Consider the following 19,965-nt stretch of genomic DNA (forward strand, 5'->3'; position numbering starts at 1 on the left):
TGCATAATTTAGGAGGAGAAACAAATGAAATCAAAGAAAATCGGTCTAGTATTAACATTATTTGTCGCGGCAATTGCATTGATGGCTTGTGGCAATAAAGATGACAATAATATAAAATCAGAAGGCCCAGGTGACGTGGGTAATAAAGACTATAAAACTGAAATGAATATTGCAGTCACTGCGCAGCCACCTACATTAGATCCATCGATGACTGTGTCGCAAGTGGCACTCAATATTGCGGGCAATGTATTTGAAACATTGTATACGTTAAACGCTAATTATGAGCCAGTTCCGATGCTTGCTGAATCAGTAGATGTGAGTGAGGACGGCAAGACATACACGTTCAAACTACGAGAAGGCGTCAAATTCCATAATGGGGAAGAGATGACGGCAGAGGATGTTGTCGCTTCTATGAATCGTTGGGTGACGACGTCATCACGTGCTAAATCATTGTTAACAAATGCAGAATTTACAGTTCAAGATCCAACGACTGTTGTGTTGACACTTGAAAGTGCGACGTCGGATGTGTTAATTATTTTAGCGACTAAAGCGCAATTCCCAGCGATTATGCCGGCTGCAATGGTAGAGGCAGCGAGTGCTGAAGGCGTTAATGAGTATATCGGAACAGGTCCATTCCAATTTGAAGAATGGAAACAAGACCAATACATTCATCTTGTGAAAAATGAGGAATATCAAGCAGTGGAAGCTGAAGCAAGTGGTCTTTCAGGCAAGAAGGAAGCCTTTGTTGAAGATGTTCACTATCATTTCGTAACAGATCATTCGACTCGGATTGCAGGTATTCAAACAGGACAATATGATATTGCGGAAAGTATTCCACTCGAAAGTTATGAGCAGTTGAATAGTTCGGATGATGTCCAAGTCAGTTCGTATGATGGTGGTGCATTAACTGCGTTTTATAATACGAATGAAGGTTTATTGGCAGATGTGAAAATTCGTGAAGCCATTACAACTGGATTGAAAATGGATGAAATTCTATTGGCCAGCTATGCTGATGCAGATCTTTTCTCGCTCAATCCAGGATATATGAATCCAAACCAAACGCAGTGGGCTACAAATGCGGGTGAAGGGATTTATAATGCAGGTGACGTAGAAAAAGCGAAGCAATTACTGCAAGATGCAGGCTACAACGGTGAGGAAATTACATTACTGACAACGAAGGATTACGGAGAAATGTATACGGCGACGATTGTCATTCAAGAGCAACTGCGTCAAATGGGTGTCAATGTCAAAGTAGAAAATTTTGATTTTCCAACATTTCTTGAACGAAAAAATGATTTTACTAAATGGGATATTTTCGTAGCGAGTACAGGCTACCAGTTGACTCCACCACAGTTATTAGCTGTTACACCTGACTGGGCAGGGACGAAAGATGCAAAAATCACAGAGTTATTGACTGCAATTCGCTCAGCAGAATCTCCAGAAGCAGCACAAGCGAAGTGGGATGAGCTTCAGGGGTATTTATATGAATATTTACCTTCGACAGTCATTGGACATTATAAGAGTCTAATCGCTTCGACAAATGAACTGGAAGGCTTTACTGTGTTTGAAGCACCGATTCTTTGGAATACAAAAGTGATTAAATAAGATGATTCCTCCATTGCTATTTTAGTGATGGAGGATTCAGTTTTTTATCAAAAGGTCAGTGAGGGGGTTCGCCTTGATTATTTACATATTAAAACGTGTTTTGTCGCTAATTCCCGTTCTTTTTGTCGTGTCTATTGCTATTTTTTTAATCGTTCATTTAACACCGGGCGATCCAGCTGCTACTATTTTAGGCATTGAAGCGACCCAGGAACAAATTGAAGAGTTGAACGAGCAAATGGGACTTAATTTACCTTTGTATCAGCAGTATATCCAGTGGGTTTCGGGTGTGCTACAGGGAGATTTTGGACAGTCTTATTTTATGAAAGAGTCGGTTACAGAAGCTATTTGGAGCCATTTGGGTCCGACGGCTTCGCTTGCTATTTTAGCTGAAATTGTCGCACTTGTGATTGCGATTCCAATTGGGATTTTTGCGGCGTATCGAAGAGGCACAGCGGTCGATCAATCACTAATGGGCGTGTCATTAATTGGCATGGCTGTGCCTAGCTTTTTACTTGCCTTATTGCTGATGTTATTTGTTGGCGTTTATTTACAATGGCTACCCGTTGCGGGCTATAAGCCTTTGAGTAAAGGGCTATGGGAGCATTTTCAGTACTTAATTTTACCGGCTATTTCCTTAGGAGCCATCCAAGCTGCGCTTGTGGCGCGTATGACACGGGCGTCTATGTTAGAAGTGCTAGACGCGAATTTTATTAAGACGGCTCGATCTAAAGGTGTTTACGAATATAAAGTTGTACTTAAGCACGCGCTGCGTAATGCGTTTTTACCGATTTTAACGGTTATTGGTCAATCCTTTGGAACACTGGTGACGGGGGCAGTTGTTGTGGAGACAGTTTTTAATATTCCTGGCTTAGGTCAGCTGATTATTAACTCTATTGTGCGTAGAGATTTTGCTGTTATTCAAGGCGTGGTGTTATTCGTTTCGCTTATTTATGTGACCATCAATCTTATCATCGATTTGTTATATGGTATTGTAGATCCGCGGGTTCGATTGGAGAGGAAATAGGTGGGGGGAATATAGATGTCTGTTGCCAATAAAACTGCTGATTTTCAGCAAGTTGCATCCAAATTAAAAAAGCAACAGCGTCAATTAGTAATTAGACGTTTGTTGACGAATAAGTTAATGGTTTTCGGGGGCATTATTTTTGTTGTTTTTGCATTCATGGCATTGATTGGCCCTCATTTAATGACCTATGACCCTTATGAAATGAAAGTCGCAGAGCGTTTACAAGCACCTAGTGCGGCGCATTGGTTAGGGACAGATGAATTCGGACGAGATTTGTTGACGCGTATTGTCTACGGTGCCAAGGTGTCGATGGGTGTCGGACTTGCGGTTACTGCGATTTCCTCTGTATTCGGTTTAATGATTGGTTTATATGCAAGTTACTATCGTTTGTTGGATCATATTTTAATGCGAATCTGTGATGGCTTAATGTCGATCCCTGGTATTTTATTGGCGATTGCTTTAATGGCGGCACTTGGTCCGTCTTCAACCAATGTCATTATTGCGTTATCCATTGTTTTTACGCCTAACATTGCACGGATTGTGCGGTCTTCGGCGCTGACGATTCGAGAGCAAACGTATATTGAAGCCATGCATGCGCAAGGCGCGAGTGCAATGCGTATTATTTGGCGACATATTGCACCGAATACGATTTCGCCGCTTGTTGTTCAAGCAACGTTTGTTTTTGCAGAGGCGATTATTTCTGAGGCGGCACTAAGTTTCTTGGGGGCAGGGATTCCAGCTCCAGAGCCTAGTTGGGGAAATATTCTCTTCGCGGGTAAGTTGGTCATTTTTAAAGCATGGTGGATGGTTGTATTCCCAGCGGCTATTATTGTGTTATCCGTCTTAGGCTTGAATCTATTAGGGGACGGCTTACGTGATTTCATCGATCCACATACATCTAAGAAGAATAAGAAATAAGGATTATTCGATGGAGGGAGGTACATCTATGGCGAAGCAGCCTCTTTTAGCGGTAGAAAATATTAAAACACATTTTTACACGGATCGAGGGCGTGTCACGGCAGTTGATGGCATTAGCTTTCGTTTGGATGCTGGTGAAATTATCGGTGTGGTGGGCGAATCTGGCTGTGGTAAAAGCGTGATGTCTCAATCAATCATGCGGTTATTTGATGAAAGAAATACAGTCGAATACGAGGGGGAAGTCCTTTTCGAAGGGGAAAATTTATTGAAATTATCAAAAGCCAATATGCGTAAGGTTCGGGGTAATGATATTTCAATGATTTTTCAAGATCCACTCAGTTCATTAAATCCAGTGTATACAATTGGTGATCAAATAAGAGAAGCGATTTTATTGCATCAAAAAATATCAAAAAAAGAAGCCTATGCGAAGGCGATTGATATGCTACGACTGACGGGGATTCCATCGCCTGAGCAACGTGTCAATGAATATCCACATCAATTATCAGGCGGTATGCAACAGCGTGTCATGATTGCTATGGCGTTGTCTTGCCAGCCTAAGCTGTTAATTGCTGATGAACCAACGACAGCATTAGATGTGACGATTCAGGCGCAAATTTTAGATTTAATCATCCATCTCAATCAAGAGCTTGGCATGGGTGTGCTATTCATCACGCATGATTTAGGTGTCGTAGCTGAACTTTGTTCTAAAGTCATGGTCATGTACTTAGGGCAAATTGTTGAGGAAATTGACACGGAGAGTCTATTTACGAAACCGTTACATCCTTATACACAAGGCTTAATTAAGTCGATCCCTCAATTGGAGGGTAATCGTACACAGGATTTACATGTCATTGAAGGAACTGTCCCTTCGTTGAATAATGTACCAAAAGGCTGTCGTTTTGCGGCGCGTTGTCCATTTGCAGATGATTTGTGTAGGGAAGCAGAACCGACATTGCGGGTGTACCAAGGGGATCATAAAGTTAGATGTTGGCATTATGAAAAAATCAATCAATTGGAGGGCGTGGTACATGAGTCATAATGAATTAGCAACGAAAGAGCCACTACTTGATGTGCACAATCTCCAAAAGTATTTTCCAGTGATGAGTCAGTTGGGACGTTTAGGCGGTGTCAAAAACTATGTTAAAGCTGTTAATGATGTGTCCTTTCAGCTGTATGAAGGAGAGACTTATGGGCTTGTAGGTGAATCAGGTTGTGGAAAAAGTACGACAGGACGTACTGTCCTTGGCTTAACTGAGGCTACGGATGGTCAAGTATTGTATCAAGGGCAGAATATTTTTAGTTTATCGAAAAAAGAACTACGAGGAATTCGTAAGGATTTGCAGATGGTTTTCCAAGATCCTTATTCTTCGTTAAATCCACGTATTCGGATTGGCCAAATGTTGGAGGAGCCGATGATTATTCATGGAATCGGTGGCGATAAGCAGCAGAGGCGTCAGCGTGTATTTGATATTTTACAGAAGGTTGGTTTACAGCCGGAGCATTATTACCGCTTTCCGCATGAGTTTTCAGGAGGACAAAGGCAGCGATTAGGCTTGGCACGTGCGCTAATTGTCAATCCGAAAATTATTATTTGTGATGAGCCAGTTTCGGCGTTAGATGTGTCGATTCAATCGCAGATTATTAATTTGTTAAAGCATTTACAAGTAGAATTTAAGCTAACTTATCTGTTCATCACCCATGATATTAGTGTTGTACGTCATATCTCTGATCGCATTGGGGTTATGTATTTAGGCAATATTATGGAGGAGGCGCCAACGGATAGCTTGTTTGCTACGCCGCTGCATCCTTATACGCAGGCGCTGTTTTCAGCAGTACCGAGTACGGATCGAACGAAGGTTAAGGAGCGGGTTGTGTTGCGTGGTGAAATCCCATCGCCCTTAAATCCACCATCGGGCTGTACGTTCCATACGAGATGTCCGTTTGCGATGGATATTTGTAAGAGCGTGGTTCCTGAGTACAAGGAGATCCATCCACAGCATAAAGTAGCTTGTCATTTATACTAATCAAGGGAGGAAATTATTTTGACTATTATTAATAAGATTAATGGGGTAAACAGTATATATAACGAGGCGGGATTACAGCTAGAAGGAAGTTTAGCGCCTAATCTAAACGGGTTATCTCCGCGAGAATTGTTAGAGGCGTCGTTAGGGTTATGCGTGGCCATTTCACTACAAAAAATGTTTGAGCGAGACAATGTTGTAGTGGAAGATAAGGATATTTCAATTGAAGTAGTGGCATCTAAAGGAGAGAATAATACAACGCGTTTTGAGAAAATGGACGTGTCGATTACGTTCCCAGAACATTTCTCTGCTGATTATAAAAAGAAGCTGATTATTTCTGTTGAAAGAGCTTGTACAATTGGCAATTCATTGAAAAATAGTATGACGATTCATACGGTGGAACAAGCCTAATAAGTAAATTAGACGCATCAAGTTGCAGCGTATTGCTGAAGCTTGATGCGTCATTTGTTACTTTAAGAAGAGCATCCACTACACGAGCTACAACTACTTCCAGAATCGGAACCTCCACTGTCTGATACGCTAGAGCTTGTTCCCGCTTCATAAGTATTGACATCGGTAACAATCCCATTCCATTGTTCTTTTTGGTCAAAGCTATCTGCAAATCCACCGTAGTCGCCAGCGTAAGCACCGTCTTGCTTCATTTTCTTGTTTTCATGAACAAAATTGTGGCTTTGTGAAGAAAATACTATAGCCCCATACCAGTAGCCATCTGCTCGTTTCTTCCGTTTTACCTGTTTACGACTAGTTTGTTGTATTTGTTTTCTGGCAAATTCCACAAAAGCAGTTAATGCATGAAGGGATGCTTCGTTGGAAGTTTGTCTGCCAAACAAATCAACGATTGCTTTTGGCTCATTCACTAACCGTTCAATCCAATTTTGATGTGCTTTCTTTCGTTGGACAAACTTACCCCATCGATGGGAGCGAGAAGTAATGTTAAAAAAAGATAGATATAATAGATCAAACCAAGCCCGTTCATCTGGCAAATCTTTTGGTGTTTCATGGGGGTGATGCTCAATTTGCTCCCCGATGAATGCTAAACAGAAATCACGATACAGCTTTTCTTCTTCTAAAAAGAAGTGCCAAATAACATCTATCTTTTGTGAAAACATCGGAAGTCCTTTCGAGATTCCAGCTAAAAAGAGAAATTTCTTGAGTTCATACCATCGTTCCCTTAGTTCATCTTCTTTCAAGGATCGTTTTTCTTTTTTTATACGAACATTTACTATTCTTTCAATCTCCATAGACCAAGCCTGATTGAATTGCTGGAACAATTGCTTGGTTTCCTTATCTGCCCATGGAGGAGCAACCAGTTTTTTTGAATAGAGATATTTTTGCTTATTCTTTTTTTCACTAGCATGCGCCCATAGTTGTAATAACACTACTAACAAAATGACTGTAGCAAAAACCAACAATAACTCCATCCGTATTTGTCCCCCTCGTTATCTCCATCTATTTGCTGAGAATAAATCGAAAAGTCGCTCACCTTTAACGAACTAATATTAACACACTATATAACCTCCTGTTAATAGCGAACACTTACCACCGAATATGTTTCGAACTTCATCCATAAACTAGAGAAACATCAAAATAGAAAGGATGAAGTAGTGAAGAAAGTATTTGTGTATAGTGCTACAATCTTAGTTGGACTCATTCTCGGTATTTTAGTAACCTATCTTATGAATTGAATAGATTATAAACAAAAAAGAGCAAAGTCATCATCAGACCTTGCTTTTTTCATTTATTAAATCAAAGCCTTTGAATCTGCTCGAGCAAACCGAATATAGACAATAAAAAAGAGAATAGCACTTAAAAAGCGTATCCCTGAGCTAATGGTCATCGCTATTTCAACGCCCCACATTTCTAACAACCAAATCCCAATTTGTGGTGCAATAAAAGCCATAACCGCTAGCAAAACATTATAGGTTGTAATGCAGTAGGTTCGCGAGGCTTCTGGCGATTGTTCGAGTAGTAAATTGAACAAAATGAGGACAGTGCCTGATAAGAAAAAGCCCGATGTTGTTTGGACAAGTGTTAAATAGTACAAATTTGTAGATAATATCGTCAAGAAAGGTGTTGTCGCCATACCAATAGCTGCCCACACGAAAACTTGAATATTGGATCTTTGTTCCGCCCATTTCTTCCATAGTGGGAAAGTTAAAATTTGCATGAGCATACTACCTACAGAAAACATGCTAATCCAAAAAATCGTTGCACCAACAATCCGAACGTGATAGATATTGAAAATCCCCCATGCCATTTGCCAAGCAAAATTAAAAAATAGGGCAGCAACTAAAAAAGATACATAACGAGAGTTTTGAAAAATGGACCAATCCATGACTTTCTTTTTCTCAATGGGTCCGTCTATTTTTAAAGGCTCTTCCTCATGTTTCATCAAGAAGAATACTTCTAGTAAGCCAAAACAAAAAGCAATGGTGAATAAAATTTGATAGGCCACTACATTATCGGATGCATCCTTCATCAAAATCCCAATCAACAGCGTTGAAATAAGGCCGACGATCGTAAGCATTCTGTTGCGGTCACTAAAAAATGCGCCCCGCCTAGAGTCACTCACTAAGCCACCAATCAGCGTTTGCCAACCAATAGTAGCGACAGTATTAGGCATACTCATAAGCGCAACCACGATGAGAAACACCCAAGCCTGGAGCGTTGTAGATGGTAAATAAACGAGCATAATGATTAATATAAACATCAAACGCGCCAGCAACACTGACATCGCGACAAGCTTCTTTTGCGCGTTTGCCTTATTTAACAAAATAGCAGCCGGGATCGTCATCAGCAATGCCATCAGTGGAGGAAGAGAGCTGATAAGTCCAACCTGATAATTTGTTGCCCCTAAAATAGTAATAGCAAAAATCGGAAAGAAGTTATTCGAAAAGTTTAATGCAATGGTCGATGCCATCCCGTGATAAATACTAATTTTCTCATTATAAGTCCGCATATGATCTCCACATTCTATATAATATTTGTCGTATGTATTGAATTATAATGCTGAATAGAGAGAATACAAGTCCTTTGAGACACGAAATTTTATTGATGCTTTTAATAGGTGAGTATTTCATATTATTGAATATTCCATTTCGTTAGACGAAGCATGTATTAATGAGATAAAATGAAAATATTGATGTCAATCTAGAAATTTACAGTATTACCTGGGAGATGAGTTTTTGATTGAAGTAAAACACTTACAATTAGATAAAGCAAAACGTTCGATTGTCATTTCTGATATCCATGCAAATTTGCAGCTTTTCAAAAAATTATTAGCCAAATTACAATATACATCGGAAGACTATTTATTCATTAATGGTGATTTGTGTGAGAAAGGACCTGCAAGCTTAGCAGTAATTGACTATGTGCGCAGCATGTCCGAGCAGTCGACAAATGTCTTTATCACAAAAGGAAATTGTGATGTGGTATTCCGTCATGTTTACAGTGGGGATGAAGGAATTATTTCATATATGAATAGGCGGCAGGATTCTGTTTTGAATGAAATGCTTTCACGATATGACAAATCTCTTGATGATTTCCCTGACCTAGAAGCATTAGCACTTTTCTACAGACAACATTTTTCGGATGTACTGGAATGGCTTGAAGCACTTCCCACCGCATTTGAAACAGATGATTTTATGATTATTCATGCAGGTATTGAAAATATTGAAGACTGGAAGCTAACAGATGAACAATTTGCTCTATCTGCACCAGCATTTTATGAACAAGAGCATCAGGCCGATAAAATAGTCATTGTAGGACATTGGCCAGTCGTTAATTATAGAGCCAAACAAATCAGCTCCCATAATCCATTGATTGATCTGGAAAAACAGGTGATTGCATTGGATGGCGGAAACCAAATAAAAGTAGATGGTCAACTTAATGCCTTAATTATTGAAAATGACACCTATTCATTTACATACGTTGACGAGTTAACGCATGAAATGAAAGTACGACATGAACATGTGGATTCAACGAAAAGAGTTGGAACCGTTACCTATCCGAATTACCAAATGGAAATAATAGAGCAAGGGGTGTTCTTTACACTTTGCAAAAATAGTAATCTTGGTATTCAACAATGGATTAAAAATGAATATTTGCTTATTGAAGACAAACAGGCACGTTGCAAAGATGACCTAAGTACAACTTTTTTATCTGTGAAAAAAGATGAGCAGGTGTTTATCATCGATGATACATGCGAAGGCTATACGCTTATCAAGACAACTAATGGAGAGGTAGGTTGGATTCCTACAGGTTGTTTGAACGCTTAAATCGGAAATCTTTTATCTGAACTGAAAGGTGGAATGATCTTTTGTTCACATTGCGACGGAAGAAGAAAAGAAAGAATAAAAATGAGGTCTATTCAATAGCAGATTTCTTTTTGGATATAGCACTTGGGATTACTGAGTTGATATTTTTACCATTTCGTTTATTGTTTTACGGTGCAAGGGGCATTATACATTGGATTGATGATTTTTGACTACAGGTATCTTGACCGTTCTGAACGGAAACTATGCTATGATAAATGAAAAGGGAGGGGGAAAGAATGACAACTCATCTGGAGTTACGTGGGCAAATTTTGAGCGAGTTGAAAAACATTATTGCTCAAACTTTGTGCAATGAAGATGTGACAGTATACCTATTTGGTTCATGGGCGAGAAATGAAGAAAAGCAAAGCTCAGATATCGATATAGCTGTGGAATCTCATTATCAGCTTCCCCCTTCTAAGTGGTTGGAATTACATGAACGAATTGAAGAATCTATTATACCGTACAACGTAGATATTGTTAATCTTGATGATGCAAGTTCGGCTTTAATTCAAAATGTTAAAAGGGAGGGAATCATTTGGAAAGACTACAAGAACGAATAGTATCTGCAAAAAAAGCATTAGCTTCCTTACAGAAACTTATTGTGATTGAACAACCGAATGATGTAGAACGAGATGCGCTAATTCAACGATTTGAATTTACATTTGAGGCAAGTTGGAAAGCGGCCAAACAGTATTTGTATGATATTGAGGGGATAGATATCGGCTCACCAAAAGGTGTTATTCGAAGCTGTCGAGAAATAACGCTATTTGATGACGAAGAAACGATCCTTGCATTGCAAATGGTGAACGATCGTAATCTAACTGTGCATACATATAATGAGGAAGTAGCGATTAAAATTCACATGAATATCAAAACGTATTATCCGTTATTATCAAACTGGATTTTACGAGTAGAAAAAAGAATATAGCAAACAAGGCCACTACATCCCATAAAGCCTCCGGCGGATGTCACGGATTTTTCAGGGAAGTTTTCGAGCGAGCTCGAAAAAATCCAGACGCAATCACGCCGGTGCGTGATTGATTATGTACGCTATTAATGGAGGAAGAGCAATGCGATTGAATCAATTTATTAGTGCATCGGGATTTTGTTCGAGGCGCAAGGTGGATGAGCTGATTAAAGAGGGGAAAGTGACAGTGAACGGGGAGCAGATTTCACTCGGTCATGTGATGAGTGAAGGAGACCGCGTTGAAGTGGATGGTCAATTGATCGAAGCAAAAGAAAATGATATTTATATTATGCTCAATAAACCGCCTGGTGTGACATGTACGGCGGCAAGTGGAATTGAAGGAAATATTATTGATTTTGTTAATTATCCGGAACGCATTTTTCCGGTAGGACGGCTTGATAAGCAGTCTGAGGGTTTAATACTACTGACGAATGACGGTAGCATTGTGAATGAGCTGTTAAAGGAAGAAAATGAGCATGAAAAAGATTATATTGTGACGGTTGATAAAAAAATAACACCTGAATTTATAGAAGATATGGCGAGTGGCGTTGATATTTACAATCCTAGAAAAAAAGGGAATGTTCAAACGAAGCCTTGTCGGGTCGTTCAGCTAGATGATTATTGTTTTAAAATTACGTTATCACAGGGATTGAATCGACAAATTCGACGTATGTGCCGACGTTTTCAATATACGGTCACGAGGTTGCAGCGTGTGAGGATTAAAGAACTTCCACTCGGCACGCTGGCGCTTGGTGAGTGGCGGCCATTGACGCCAGAAGAAACAGCTAAGTTGAAATAAAAAATAGAAGAGTGCCTTTACCCCATTTGGACATACTACAATGTGAATTGAAATGTCTACACGGAGGTGAAGCGCATGGCGAAAAATAATAATGCCAATAAAGGGAAGAAAGCGATCAGTGTAACACCGCAAGGATATACAGATACGGAATTTGCGGAGTCCCCAAAAAGTAAGTTAGAAAATGCGGCTAAAAAGAAAAATACTAAATAGGTTTGTAATTGCAACATTATACTGCAAACCAGCCTGAATTGAGAGCAGGCTGGTTTTTTGTACTTATGAAATTTCTGGGAACGTTATCACTAACTGTCCTTCAATATTGATAACTTCGATAAGTGTATCGTTAAACAGATAAGGCGTATCATTGCTATCCTGCGGCGTTATTTTTTCGTAGTTATTATTTACGGATAATACAGGAAACGTCACGGGAATGTAACGACCTTTGTTTAGTGTTTTCATATTGCCCATTAAAAAGATTTCTTTGCTGGAAGCTGCAAAACTTAAATGACCGACTTCTTTGTTTAATTTTCCAGAGACTAATGCCACGCTTTGCAATAAAGAAATGATACATAAAATGAAGTCATTGATGATTTCATTTGATAATTTATCAAAGCCATAGCCACTAAATAACGCGTTAAAGCCCGTTCTAATGTCTTTAAATGAGAAAAGGTCTTCGATTTTCTTCCTCGTCTTCACTTTTTCTAAATTCGTAATAATGTCTTTACATTCTTCGAGGTAGTCTTTGACATAACCTGTATTGTTTTCTCTGAGGAGTAAGAAATCACTTAGTTCTTGAATTACTTTATTGTCCTGCGCGTCTTTTCTGACGACCATTAAAAAGCTATACAGGTCTTTTTCATCAAAAGTTCTTTCTGTAAACTTATTATAATAGTATGTAATAAGTTGTTGTTGTTTTTTATCCAAAATATTCGCTCCTAGTTATGTACTTCAAATTCATCATACCATGGCGAACATTGAAAATCACGGGACATTCCATTAGAAATACACTATAATAGGAACATAAGCTTGTATATCCGAATTAAATCAAACAATACAGAGTCAGTCATCTCGAATGCACAGAGATACTGACTTCTATTCATTTGTAGAAAGAAGGCATTCCTGTGACTCAACAATCAACTAAACAGAAAGTCCTGCGCTGTGGTCTAGGCGTGACAGATAACGCACGTAAAGGAATGTCTCAATTTGTCAAAGGAGAACATGCCTTTTTTGCGTTACAGGATGCCTTTGACATCTATATTGAGAAACGCCCGAATAATAAACAAGGTAATATGTCCTTTTCATTTTTCTTTGATAACGATACGAATGAAGTGTTAGCGAAGCGGCTACAAGGCAAGGTTGCTGTGATGGAATGTGTGTATCAGCATGATGGTTTTTTGGCAACGGGTTTTCATGTGAGGGGACGAAAAGAGATTGTCCGCACGAATCGTCGTTTGCCGACTCGTTTAAAGTTTCAACTGGGCCGTAATACCGGTGCAACGATGCCGGTTGACTTGTATACGAGTCTTCGGGAGTTGCCGATTGCGGAAGAACGCTCTGACTATGTGAAGAAAAGAATTTCTAGCTGGGAAGGCTATTTGAGGATACAGGAACGTAATGCAGATGTTGCAGACGTGACATCGGCTTTTTCGCGTGCTAGTTTTAGTGAGGATTTTAGCAAGTTGCGCCTAGTGTGCAGTGATTTAAAAGGGCCCGATTGGCAGGTCATTAAAGGTTTTAGTGCGAAGATGGCAGGAACTTCACAAGATTTCGGCAGTGTCCTAAATGCCAATCGTTCTAAAGGTGTGATCGAAATTGAACTGACTCGCCATTATAGAGAGATGGCTAGACAACATAAATGGCAACCAAAATCGTTTAAAGAAGTGATATTCAGTAATTTTTTGGAGCTTAGCCAAGTGAGGCGATTACGCAAAGGCTTTAAAGATTTGCAGGATGGTCTGGCAGCGAATGCCAATTTAGAAAAGGTTTTATTTGAAGAGCGACCTACTGTCCGTATATCCAAAAATCAGCAGCAATTCGAATTTCATAATGAATTAAATAAGTTCCAAAAGGAAGCTGTTACGGGTGCCATGACTTCCCATGATTTATATGTCATTCAAGGACCTCCGGGAACAGGGAAAACAACAGTTATATCCGAAATTTGTCATCAAAATGTGAAGGCGGGGCTACGCACGCTTGTCGCTTCTCAGGCCAATTTAGCGGTTGATAATGCGCTTGGGCGTTTATTATCACACCAGGATATTCGAATTTTGCGCTATGGACGAACAGAAAGCATTGAAGAAGAAGGCAAGAAGTTTATCGAAGAAAATGTAGCGCTTAATTGGAAAAACCAGACCTTGGCGGCGGTCAATGAACAGTTGGACTCGCATAGCAAGATGGCGCTTCAACTAAAGGAAGATATCCAGCGTTGTGAAGTGCAGCAAGACGAGTTACAACGAGAATTAGTTACATTAGCCGAAAAGATTAAGTTGAAGCAGGAAGCTGAAGTTGAACAGCAGGTGCTTGCTGAAGAAGTGAGCAAGCTGACTGCAAGAATGGACAGTATTACAGCAGAGCGTGAGAGCTTATTGCAGCATCAAACTGAGTTGCAAAAAAAAGCGACTGGGGTATCGACCGAAATCGAACGAATTGAACAGCTTTTGCAATCCGAAAAAATAAATTCACAGACTGTCGATCAAATGGAACTTCTACAAAAAGCGCTAGTAAAGCTACGTGGTGATATTAGCTATCGTCAAATATTACGCCAAATTGGTGAAGCCGAACAGTCACTTACGATGACTCAACAGGAGCTGGAAGTGAAGCGCACCAAAATAGACGAATATCAGCACTTTGTGAAGGAGCTTGAAACGCTAGCTAAGTTAGCGGATTTGAAAAGTCAATTGGCTGCTGCAGGCATGGATGTACCAGCCCAGACTCATCAAAAAATAACTGAATTAGACCGTTTTCTCGTTGAGATTCAATCCAGCCAATCAACAGATGGCTATACAGAGTGGATGGAACTTGGTGTTAGGTTATCTACTGCTATCGAGAAAATGGAAGACCTACTAAGAGAGCATGGATTTCTCCAGCATTCAGGGGAGAAAACAGTACGTCGTAATTATGCGACAGTAGCTGAAATTAATGGATTAATTGACAATATCGCGCGATTCATAGTAGCGCCAACGACAAGGCAGAGTCTAGCCATTAAAAGTTATTCAGCTGAAAAATATGAAAACCTCGAAAACATTGCAATTGGTTTGCATATGTTGCGCCAGCAAAAGAGTTTTACAACGATGCAAATGGGAAGCTTTGAAAAGCAAAATGGACTACTCTCCCAATCGAAAGTATTGTTTACTGCGATTCGGTTGGAAATCGTAAACAATACGAATCAATCTATTTCGAAAATAACACAAGAAACAATAATCCTACAGCAGCATTATGACAGTCGCCAACTGGAGTTAAGCGAACTCCAGCAAACAAGTTCAAAACTATTGGAACAAATAGGTACGATAGATGAAACAACTGAACTGAGTGATATGACAGCACAATTGGCAGACAAAGAAAAAGTATATGCTACTTACCGACAAAAGAAAGAATTGCTAGAGACATATGCTGGAGAGTTACAGGGTTATCAGACTGCGGCGCAATTCATTACGGAAGAAATGGACAAAAATTCTTTGACGTTACAGTTGTTAATCGAGGAAGAAAAGGGACTGCGCGAAGAATTAGTCGAACCGCAGCAGCGACTCTTGGTGTTGGCAGACATACTGAAAGAACAACCTGAAGTGGAGCAACGCCAAGTACTTGCGATATTAGAAACGTTATTAGACGAACTTGAGGGCATGAAAAAAGACCAACAACGTTTGCCGATTACACAAGCTATTCAGCAACAATGGCTATCATTACTAACGGGAGCCAACGACTATGATTTAGATGAAATCCGAAAACTGTACGTCAAACACGCCAATGTGATCGGTACAACTTGTGTGGCGTCAGCAAGACGTGATTTCATGGAAGAATATCCAACCTTCGATGTCGTCATTATTGACGAGGTGTCAAAAGCAACACCTCCTGAATTGCTACTGCCGATGTTAAAGGGCAAAAAGATTATTTTAGTAGGGGATCATCATCAGTTGCCGCCACTTGTTGGACAAGAAACACTTGAGGAGTTTCTTGAGGAAATCGATATTCAGGAAGATAAGAGAGAATTTGAAAAACTGCTCAATGAGTCGTTATTCGAGCGCCTTTTCAGGACATTACCGAAGCAAAATAAGACGATGCTAGGCATTCAGTATCGAATGCATGAAAGCATTATGCAGACGATCACACCTTTTTATGAAGAAGGGGACTACCGTTTGCAATGTGGGCTGACGGATTCTGATAAGGTACGCGATCACATGATTGATTCCCGTTATATTGAGCGGAAGGACCATCTTCTTTGGTTTGATATGCCCAATAAGCCGGCGTATTTTGAGGAAAAGGTGAAGGGCGGTACAAGTCGTTTCAACGAGGCAGAATTGACGATGGTCAAAAATCTTTTGGTTGATTTGGAACAAGCGACTGATAAAGCTAAGAATGAAGGCAAGATGCAGTCAGAAGACAAAAAAAGTGTCGGTGTCATTAGCTTTTACGGGGAACAGGTCAAGCGCATCGATCGCCTAATTCAACAGGACTTAATGCCACAGCACTTGCATTGCCGAACGGGATCTGTAGATAAGTTTCAAGGAATGGAAATGGATATCATTATTTTAAGCTTCGTACGAAATCATGGAGAAAAAGGTGGCGACATCGGTTTCGCACGCGATTACAGGCGGCTAAATGTCGCGTTGTCGCGTGCACGTGAGCTGCTCATTATTATAGGAAGCTCAGAAATGTTTACCGTGCGGACAAAACATCCAAGTTCAAGGGAAATGTATGGACGTCTGTTAGAGGATATTAAGAAGAAAAATGGCTTTAGGCCTTATGAAGAAAGGTGAAAAAACATCCTAATTAGGTAATGTAGTAATGTACATCAGAAAAGCAGCGTCAACAACTGTTCAAAGTCGTTGACGCTGCTTTTTATTCCGGTTTCGTATGCGTTAAGAAGTTCCGGTAAAATGCGGAAAATGCTAAATAAGCAATAAGTGAGCCGGTTACAAAAAGGAGTAGGAATGTAAAGACAGCAAAGCTAAAATATAAAATGACCCCACTGCCCAAAGTTACCGTTATAAATAACATAGGACTTCCAAGAGTGACCAAGAAAGTGTTTTTTAAAGCAGCGTACCATTTCATATGATAATGAACAGTTACTGAAAAAAGATTGATGGTGAAGACGAATAGTAGAACGCCTAAAACAATGAATAGAATCATCAGCATTTTATTGTTTGTAGAGAAATAGTAGAGATCTATCGCCCAAACGAGCCAAACTGCCGTTAAGAAAAGTCCATTCACTAAACTTCTTTTATAGTTTTCCTTATAAAAACGCCAGTAGGACTTAAAAACCTGTCCGCTATTGTCAACTTTCATAATCCAACCTCTGACTACTGCAAACATCGCGGTAGTAGCAGGGAAAAATAACAAAGGCATCAATATTGCTAAGGGGAGAACAAAGAGTAGCAAATCTTCTAGCCGTTCAACAAACAATAGATTTAAACATAAAAAGGCGACGGGCAAGTTAAATAATATCCAGAATAGATTTGTAAAAGCAAATTTCATAATCCATTCACTAATGACGTATAGCTTACCCATTAACCCAGAGCTGTCAGTCATGCTAGTGTTCCTCCTTCAAGCTACAAATAGGATTATTTATTCAAGTGCAACGATGCTGCTCCAAGCAATCCAGCCTTGTTCCCAAGGGTTGCACTAATAATTTGAACACCAGTAAAACTACTGATTACTAATTCCTGGACCTTAGCTGAAACTGCTTTCACTAGTTTTTTCTGCTCCATCACACCGCCGCCAATAATAATCGCTGGTGGATTAAAGATATGGATGAGTGAGACGAGTCCATTTGCTACTTCGAGGACCCAATCATTTAGCACTTTTTCTAGTTGCTGATCACCTTGCTCAAGTCCTTCAAAAATCGCTCGGCCATTGATATATTTACTATTCAGCTCCATTGCATTTTTTACCAAAGCAGTTGTAGCCCCGTACATTTCGTAGCAACCAACACATCCGCAGTTACACTTTAAGCCATCTGGATGTAGTATCATATGTCCAAATTCACCAGCACTGCCATTCATACCTTTGTAAACCGTAGAATCAATGACAATAGCACCACCGATACCTGTACCATAGGTTAAACATAGAAAATCATTAAAATCTTGACCAGCTCCAAAATGTTTTTCTCCTAAAGCAGCTGAATTGACATCGTTTTCAACTTTCACAGGAACTCCAAAACGTTCTTCAAAAAGCGCTTTAACGTGCATACCGGTATATCCAGGGAAGTTTTCATTTGCAAAAATGATGCTCCCTTCTTCACTGTTTACTTGGCCAGCTGTACTAATTCCAATAGCATCAAAACCAGAATATGTCTCCGCAATGGCCTCCATAAGATGATCTACTAAGTACTGTCCACCTTTTTTAGCACCAGATTCAATTTCTTTGAATGCAGAAGTCTGCCCTGTACTGTCTACCATGCTCATTTTAATATTTGTACCACCAATATCCACTGCTAATACGTTCATATGTATCATCCCTACCCCACATTATTTTAAAAAGTTTACCAATTAACTGTAGCATAAGACATTCATTCTATCTAGACCCATTTAAATATATATATATTGCTAGAGTAGAGGAAATAAAATATTTGTATTGCACAATTCTAAATTCCATGTTAATCTGAAGTTGCGATTCAGTGCAACCGGTTTCATAAAATATTTGTTGTAGATAAAAGAAAGACATCATTTTTTTTATGAAATCATGCAACCGCATTCATTAAAGAAAAGGGGAGATTATATGAAGAACAAAAAGCATTTTATCAGTTTAGTGTCTGTATTATTCCTTTCCATTTTTGCATTAGTAGGCTGTGCATCTACGGATGACAATGGAAAAGAAGGAATAGCTGATAAGCCGGCTAAAGAAGCAGCAGGAGATCAGGTAACGATAGAGATGTTCCAATTCAAAGTAGAAATTAAAGATCAGCTTGAAAATCTTGTTAAAGTATATGAAAAAGAAAATCCAAATGTAAAAATTAATGTGAAAACTGTCGGTGGTGGAAATGATTACGGTGCTACTTTAAAAACATCATTTTCTTCCGGTGAAGAGCCAGATATCTTTAATGTCGGAGGACCTTCTGATGTTGCGGAGTATAAAGAGTACTTGGCAGACGTATCTGATACAGCGGCAGTTGCTGCATCTCTTGATGGAACGTTAACTGCTGTCCAAGATGGCGATAAAATTTTAGGATTACCATTTAACCAAGAAGGTTACGGATTGATCTTCAACAAAGCCATTTTAGAAAAGGCTGGTATTAATCCAGATGAAATTATTACGTTTGCTGATTTACAACAAGCAGTTGAATTACTAGATAGTAAAAAAGATGATTTAGGCATTGATGCAGTATTTGCATTACCAGCAAAAGAATTATGGGTGCTAGGTGATCATATTTCAAATATGTTTATAGCTCCTGAGTTTAATAATGATATTTCAGAAGCTTATACAGCTGAGACAATTGCATTTGAAAAAGGCGATGAGCTGAAAAGATATCTAGATTTGCAAAATAAATATTCTGTTCAACCAGTACTTAGCTTAGATTATTCTCAGCAAGTTGAACAATTATTCTCTCTAGAAAAAGTTGCGATGATTCAACAAGGAAACTGGGTCTTTAACTCTGTTTACGACATGGATTCAGAGCTAGCGGAAAATGGTATCGGAATTTTACCAGTTCCAGTAGAAGGCTTTGAAGGCAAGATTCCAGCAGGTGTGCCAATGTTCTGGGGTGTCAATGGAAAGAGCGACCCAGCAGTTGTACAAGCAAGTAAAGATTTCTTAGATTGGATGTATACATCTGAGACAGGGAAAACGGCTGTGCTAGAAGATTTCAAATTTATCCCTGCTTACAAAGGTTATGATGCATCTAAAATTTCCGATCCATTGTCACAAACGATTTATGAATATGCTGAAGCAGGTAATACAATTGAAGGATGGGTCTATCAAGCGACTCCAACGGGATGGAACCAAGAAACACTTGGTGTTAATATCCAAAAGTATTTAAGCGGCGCAATCGAGTGGGATGAGGCTATTTCACAAGCAAAAGCGAAATGGGAAGCAGAACGAAAATAATTTCGAGTAACTAAAGCTGTCGTGGCATATGTAATAGA

19 protein-coding genes are annotated in these 19,965 nt (G+C 39.5%); 14 read left to right on the top strand and 5 right to left on the bottom strand.

Annotated elements, in window-relative coordinates:
- Positions 1-24: 24 nt before the first annotated feature.
- The 6 genes from N1I80_RS08865 (at position 25) to N1I80_RS08890 (ending at position 5,979) form a co-directional block, all read left to right on the top strand.
- The gene (locus tag N1I80_RS08865; RefSeq protein WP_340737517.1) at positions 25-1,605 is read left to right on the top strand and encodes an ABC transporter substrate-binding protein; all 1,581 of its coding nucleotides are present in this window, start codon (positions 25-27) and stop codon (positions 1,603-1,605) included.
- A 73-nt stretch (positions 1,606-1,678) separates the two neighbouring features.
- Complete coding sequence (locus N1I80_RS08870) at positions 1,679-2,629, top strand: ABC transporter permease (protein WP_340737518.1); 951 nt, start codon at positions 1,679-1,681, stop codon at positions 2,627-2,629.
- A gap of 15 nt (positions 2,630-2,644) precedes the next feature.
- Entirely contained in the window at positions 2,645-3,547 is a 903-nt protein-coding gene (locus N1I80_RS08875) for an ABC transporter permease (protein ID WP_340737519.1), read from the top strand.
- A 28-nt stretch (positions 3,548-3,575) separates the two neighbouring features.
- A complete protein-coding gene (locus N1I80_RS08880; protein ID WP_340737520.1) occupies positions 3,576-4,586 on the top strand; it encodes an ABC transporter ATP-binding protein in 1,011 nt (336 codons plus the stop codon).
- On the top strand, positions 4,576-5,571 hold the full coding sequence (locus N1I80_RS08885) for an ABC transporter ATP-binding protein (protein WP_340737521.1): 996 nt from the start codon (positions 4,576-4,578) through the stop codon (positions 5,569-5,571). Before N1I80_RS08880 ends, N1I80_RS08885 begins: the two co-directional genes overlap by 11 nt.
- Positions 5,572-5,589: 18 nt before the next feature.
- A complete protein-coding gene (locus N1I80_RS08890) occupies positions 5,590-5,979 on the top strand; it encodes an OsmC family protein (RefSeq protein WP_340737522.1) in 390 nt (129 codons plus the stop codon).
- Between the two features lie 62 nt (positions 5,980-6,041).
- Here the strand turns inward: N1I80_RS08890 and N1I80_RS08895 are convergent, their stop codons facing one another.
- Both N1I80_RS08895 and N1I80_RS08900 read right to left on the bottom strand, forming a co-directional pair.
- Complete coding sequence (locus tag N1I80_RS08895) at positions 6,042-7,010, bottom strand: hypothetical protein (protein WP_340737523.1); 969 nt, start codon at positions 7,008-7,010, stop codon at positions 6,042-6,044.
- A gap of 320 nt (positions 7,011-7,330) precedes the next feature.
- Positions 7,331-8,548 (bottom strand): MFS transporter, encoded by a 1,218-nt coding sequence (locus tag N1I80_RS08900; RefSeq protein ID WP_340737524.1) that lies wholly within the window; start codon positions 8,546-8,548, stop codon positions 7,331-7,333.
- A gap of 226 nt (positions 8,549-8,774) precedes the next feature.
- On the opposite strand from N1I80_RS08900, the gene N1I80_RS08905 reads away from it, so the two are divergent.
- From N1I80_RS08905 to sspL, 6 genes are all read left to right on the top strand, one after another.
- A complete protein-coding gene (locus N1I80_RS08905; protein ID WP_340737525.1) occupies positions 8,775-9,866 on the top strand; it encodes a metallophosphoesterase in 1,092 nt (363 codons plus the stop codon).
- Between the two features lie 41 nt (positions 9,867-9,907).
- Positions 9,908-10,075: a hypothetical protein gene (locus tag N1I80_RS08910; protein WP_340737526.1), complete on the top strand. Its 168-nt coding sequence runs from the start codon at positions 9,908-9,910 to the stop codon at positions 10,073-10,075.
- Positions 10,076-10,141: 66 nt separating this feature from the next.
- Positions 10,142-10,465 (top strand): nucleotidyltransferase family protein, encoded by a 324-nt coding sequence (locus N1I80_RS08915; RefSeq protein WP_340737527.1) that lies wholly within the window; start codon positions 10,142-10,144, stop codon positions 10,463-10,465.
- Positions 10,441-10,833 (top strand): HI0074 family nucleotidyltransferase substrate-binding subunit, encoded by a 393-nt coding sequence (locus N1I80_RS08920; RefSeq protein ID WP_340737528.1) that lies wholly within the window; start codon positions 10,441-10,443, stop codon positions 10,831-10,833. The genes N1I80_RS08915 and N1I80_RS08920 overlap by 25 nt, the downstream gene beginning before the upstream one ends.
- 142 nt (positions 10,834-10,975) lie before the next feature.
- Positions 10,976-11,671, top strand: coding sequence for a pseudouridine synthase (locus N1I80_RS08925; RefSeq protein WP_340737529.1), 696 nt, complete (start codon positions 10,976-10,978; stop codon positions 11,669-11,671).
- Positions 11,672-11,746: 75 nt separating this feature from the next.
- A complete protein-coding gene (sspL, locus tag N1I80_RS08930) occupies positions 11,747-11,881 on the top strand; it encodes a small, acid-soluble spore protein L (protein ID WP_340737530.1) in 135 nt (44 codons plus the stop codon).
- Positions 11,882-11,944: 63 nt separating this feature from the next.
- On the opposite strand, the gene N1I80_RS08935 is transcribed toward sspL, so the two are convergent.
- Positions 11,945-12,592 (bottom strand): hypothetical protein, encoded by a 648-nt coding sequence (locus N1I80_RS08935; RefSeq protein WP_340737531.1) that lies wholly within the window; start codon positions 12,590-12,592, stop codon positions 11,945-11,947.
- A gap of 197 nt (positions 12,593-12,789) precedes the next feature.
- On the opposite strand from N1I80_RS08935, the gene N1I80_RS08940 reads away from it, so the two are divergent.
- Positions 12,790-16,641, top strand: a complete 3,852-nt coding sequence (locus tag N1I80_RS08940) for a DEAD/DEAH box helicase (protein WP_340737532.1) — start codon at positions 12,790-12,792, stop codon at positions 16,639-16,641.
- 82 nt (positions 16,642-16,723) lie between these two features.
- Here the strand turns inward: N1I80_RS08940 and N1I80_RS08945 are convergent, their stop codons facing one another.
- Together N1I80_RS08945 and N1I80_RS08950 are read right to left on the bottom strand one after the other, a co-directional pair.
- Positions 16,724-17,413, bottom strand: coding sequence for a YesL family protein (locus tag N1I80_RS08945; protein WP_340737533.1), 690 nt, complete (start codon positions 17,411-17,413; stop codon positions 16,724-16,726).
- Between the two features lie 32 nt (positions 17,414-17,445).
- A complete protein-coding gene (locus N1I80_RS08950; RefSeq protein ID WP_340737534.1) occupies positions 17,446-18,330 on the bottom strand; it encodes an ROK family protein in 885 nt (294 codons plus the stop codon).
- A 271-nt stretch (positions 18,331-18,601) separates the two neighbouring features.
- Here N1I80_RS08950 and N1I80_RS08955 point away from each other — a divergent pair, with 271 nt between their 5' ends.
- Positions 18,602-19,927, top strand: a complete 1,326-nt coding sequence (locus N1I80_RS08955; RefSeq protein ID WP_340737535.1) for an ABC transporter substrate-binding protein — start codon at positions 18,602-18,604, stop codon at positions 19,925-19,927.
- Positions 19,928-19,965 lie beyond the last annotated feature (38 nt).

The organism is Sporosarcina sp. FSL K6-3457, from assembly GCF_038007285.1.
Taxonomy (GTDB): Bacteria; Bacillota; Bacilli; order Bacillales_A; family Planococcaceae; genus Sporosarcina.

What these genes read in the sequence shown, in the direction of transcription:
- N1I80_RS08900 (WP_340737524.1), bottom strand. Translation starts at nt 8,548, where the DNA reads ATGCGGACTTATAATGAGAAAATTAGTATTTATCACGGGATGGCATCG.
- N1I80_RS08945 (WP_340737533.1), bottom strand. Translation starts at nt 17,413, where the DNA reads ATGACTGACAGCTCTGGGTTAATGGGTAAGCTATACGTCATTAGTGAA.
- N1I80_RS08895 (WP_340737523.1), bottom strand. Translation starts at nt 7,010, where the DNA reads ATGGAGTTATTGTTGGTTTTTGCTACAGTCATTTTGTTAGTAGTGTTA.
- N1I80_RS08950 (WP_340737534.1), bottom strand. Translation starts at nt 18,330, where the DNA reads ATGAACGTATTAGCAGTGGATATTGGTGGTACAAATATTAAAATGAGC.
- N1I80_RS08915 (WP_340737527.1), top strand. Translation starts at nt 10,142, where the DNA reads ATGACAACTCATCTGGAGTTACGTGGGCAAATTTTGAGCGAGTTGAAA.
- N1I80_RS08865 (WP_340737517.1), top strand. Translation starts at nt 25, where the DNA reads ATGAAATCAAAGAAAATCGGTCTAGTATTAACATTATTTGTCGCGGCA.
- N1I80_RS08925 (WP_340737529.1), top strand. Translation starts at nt 10,976, where the DNA reads ATGCGATTGAATCAATTTATTAGTGCATCGGGATTTTGTTCGAGGCGC.
- sspL (WP_340737530.1), top strand. Translation starts at nt 11,747, where the DNA reads ATGGCGAAAAATAATAATGCCAATAAAGGGAAGAAAGCGATCAGTGTA.
- N1I80_RS08955 (WP_340737535.1), top strand. Translation starts at nt 18,602, where the DNA reads ATGAAGAACAAAAAGCATTTTATCAGTTTAGTGTCTGTATTATTCCTT.
- N1I80_RS08880 (WP_340737520.1), top strand. Translation starts at nt 3,576, where the DNA reads ATGGCGAAGCAGCCTCTTTTAGCGGTAGAAAATATTAAAACACATTTT.
- N1I80_RS08875 (WP_340737519.1), top strand. Translation starts at nt 2,645, where the DNA reads ATGTCTGTTGCCAATAAAACTGCTGATTTTCAGCAAGTTGCATCCAAA.
- N1I80_RS08885 (WP_340737521.1), top strand. Translation starts at nt 4,576, where the DNA reads ATGAGTCATAATGAATTAGCAACGAAAGAGCCACTACTTGATGTGCAC.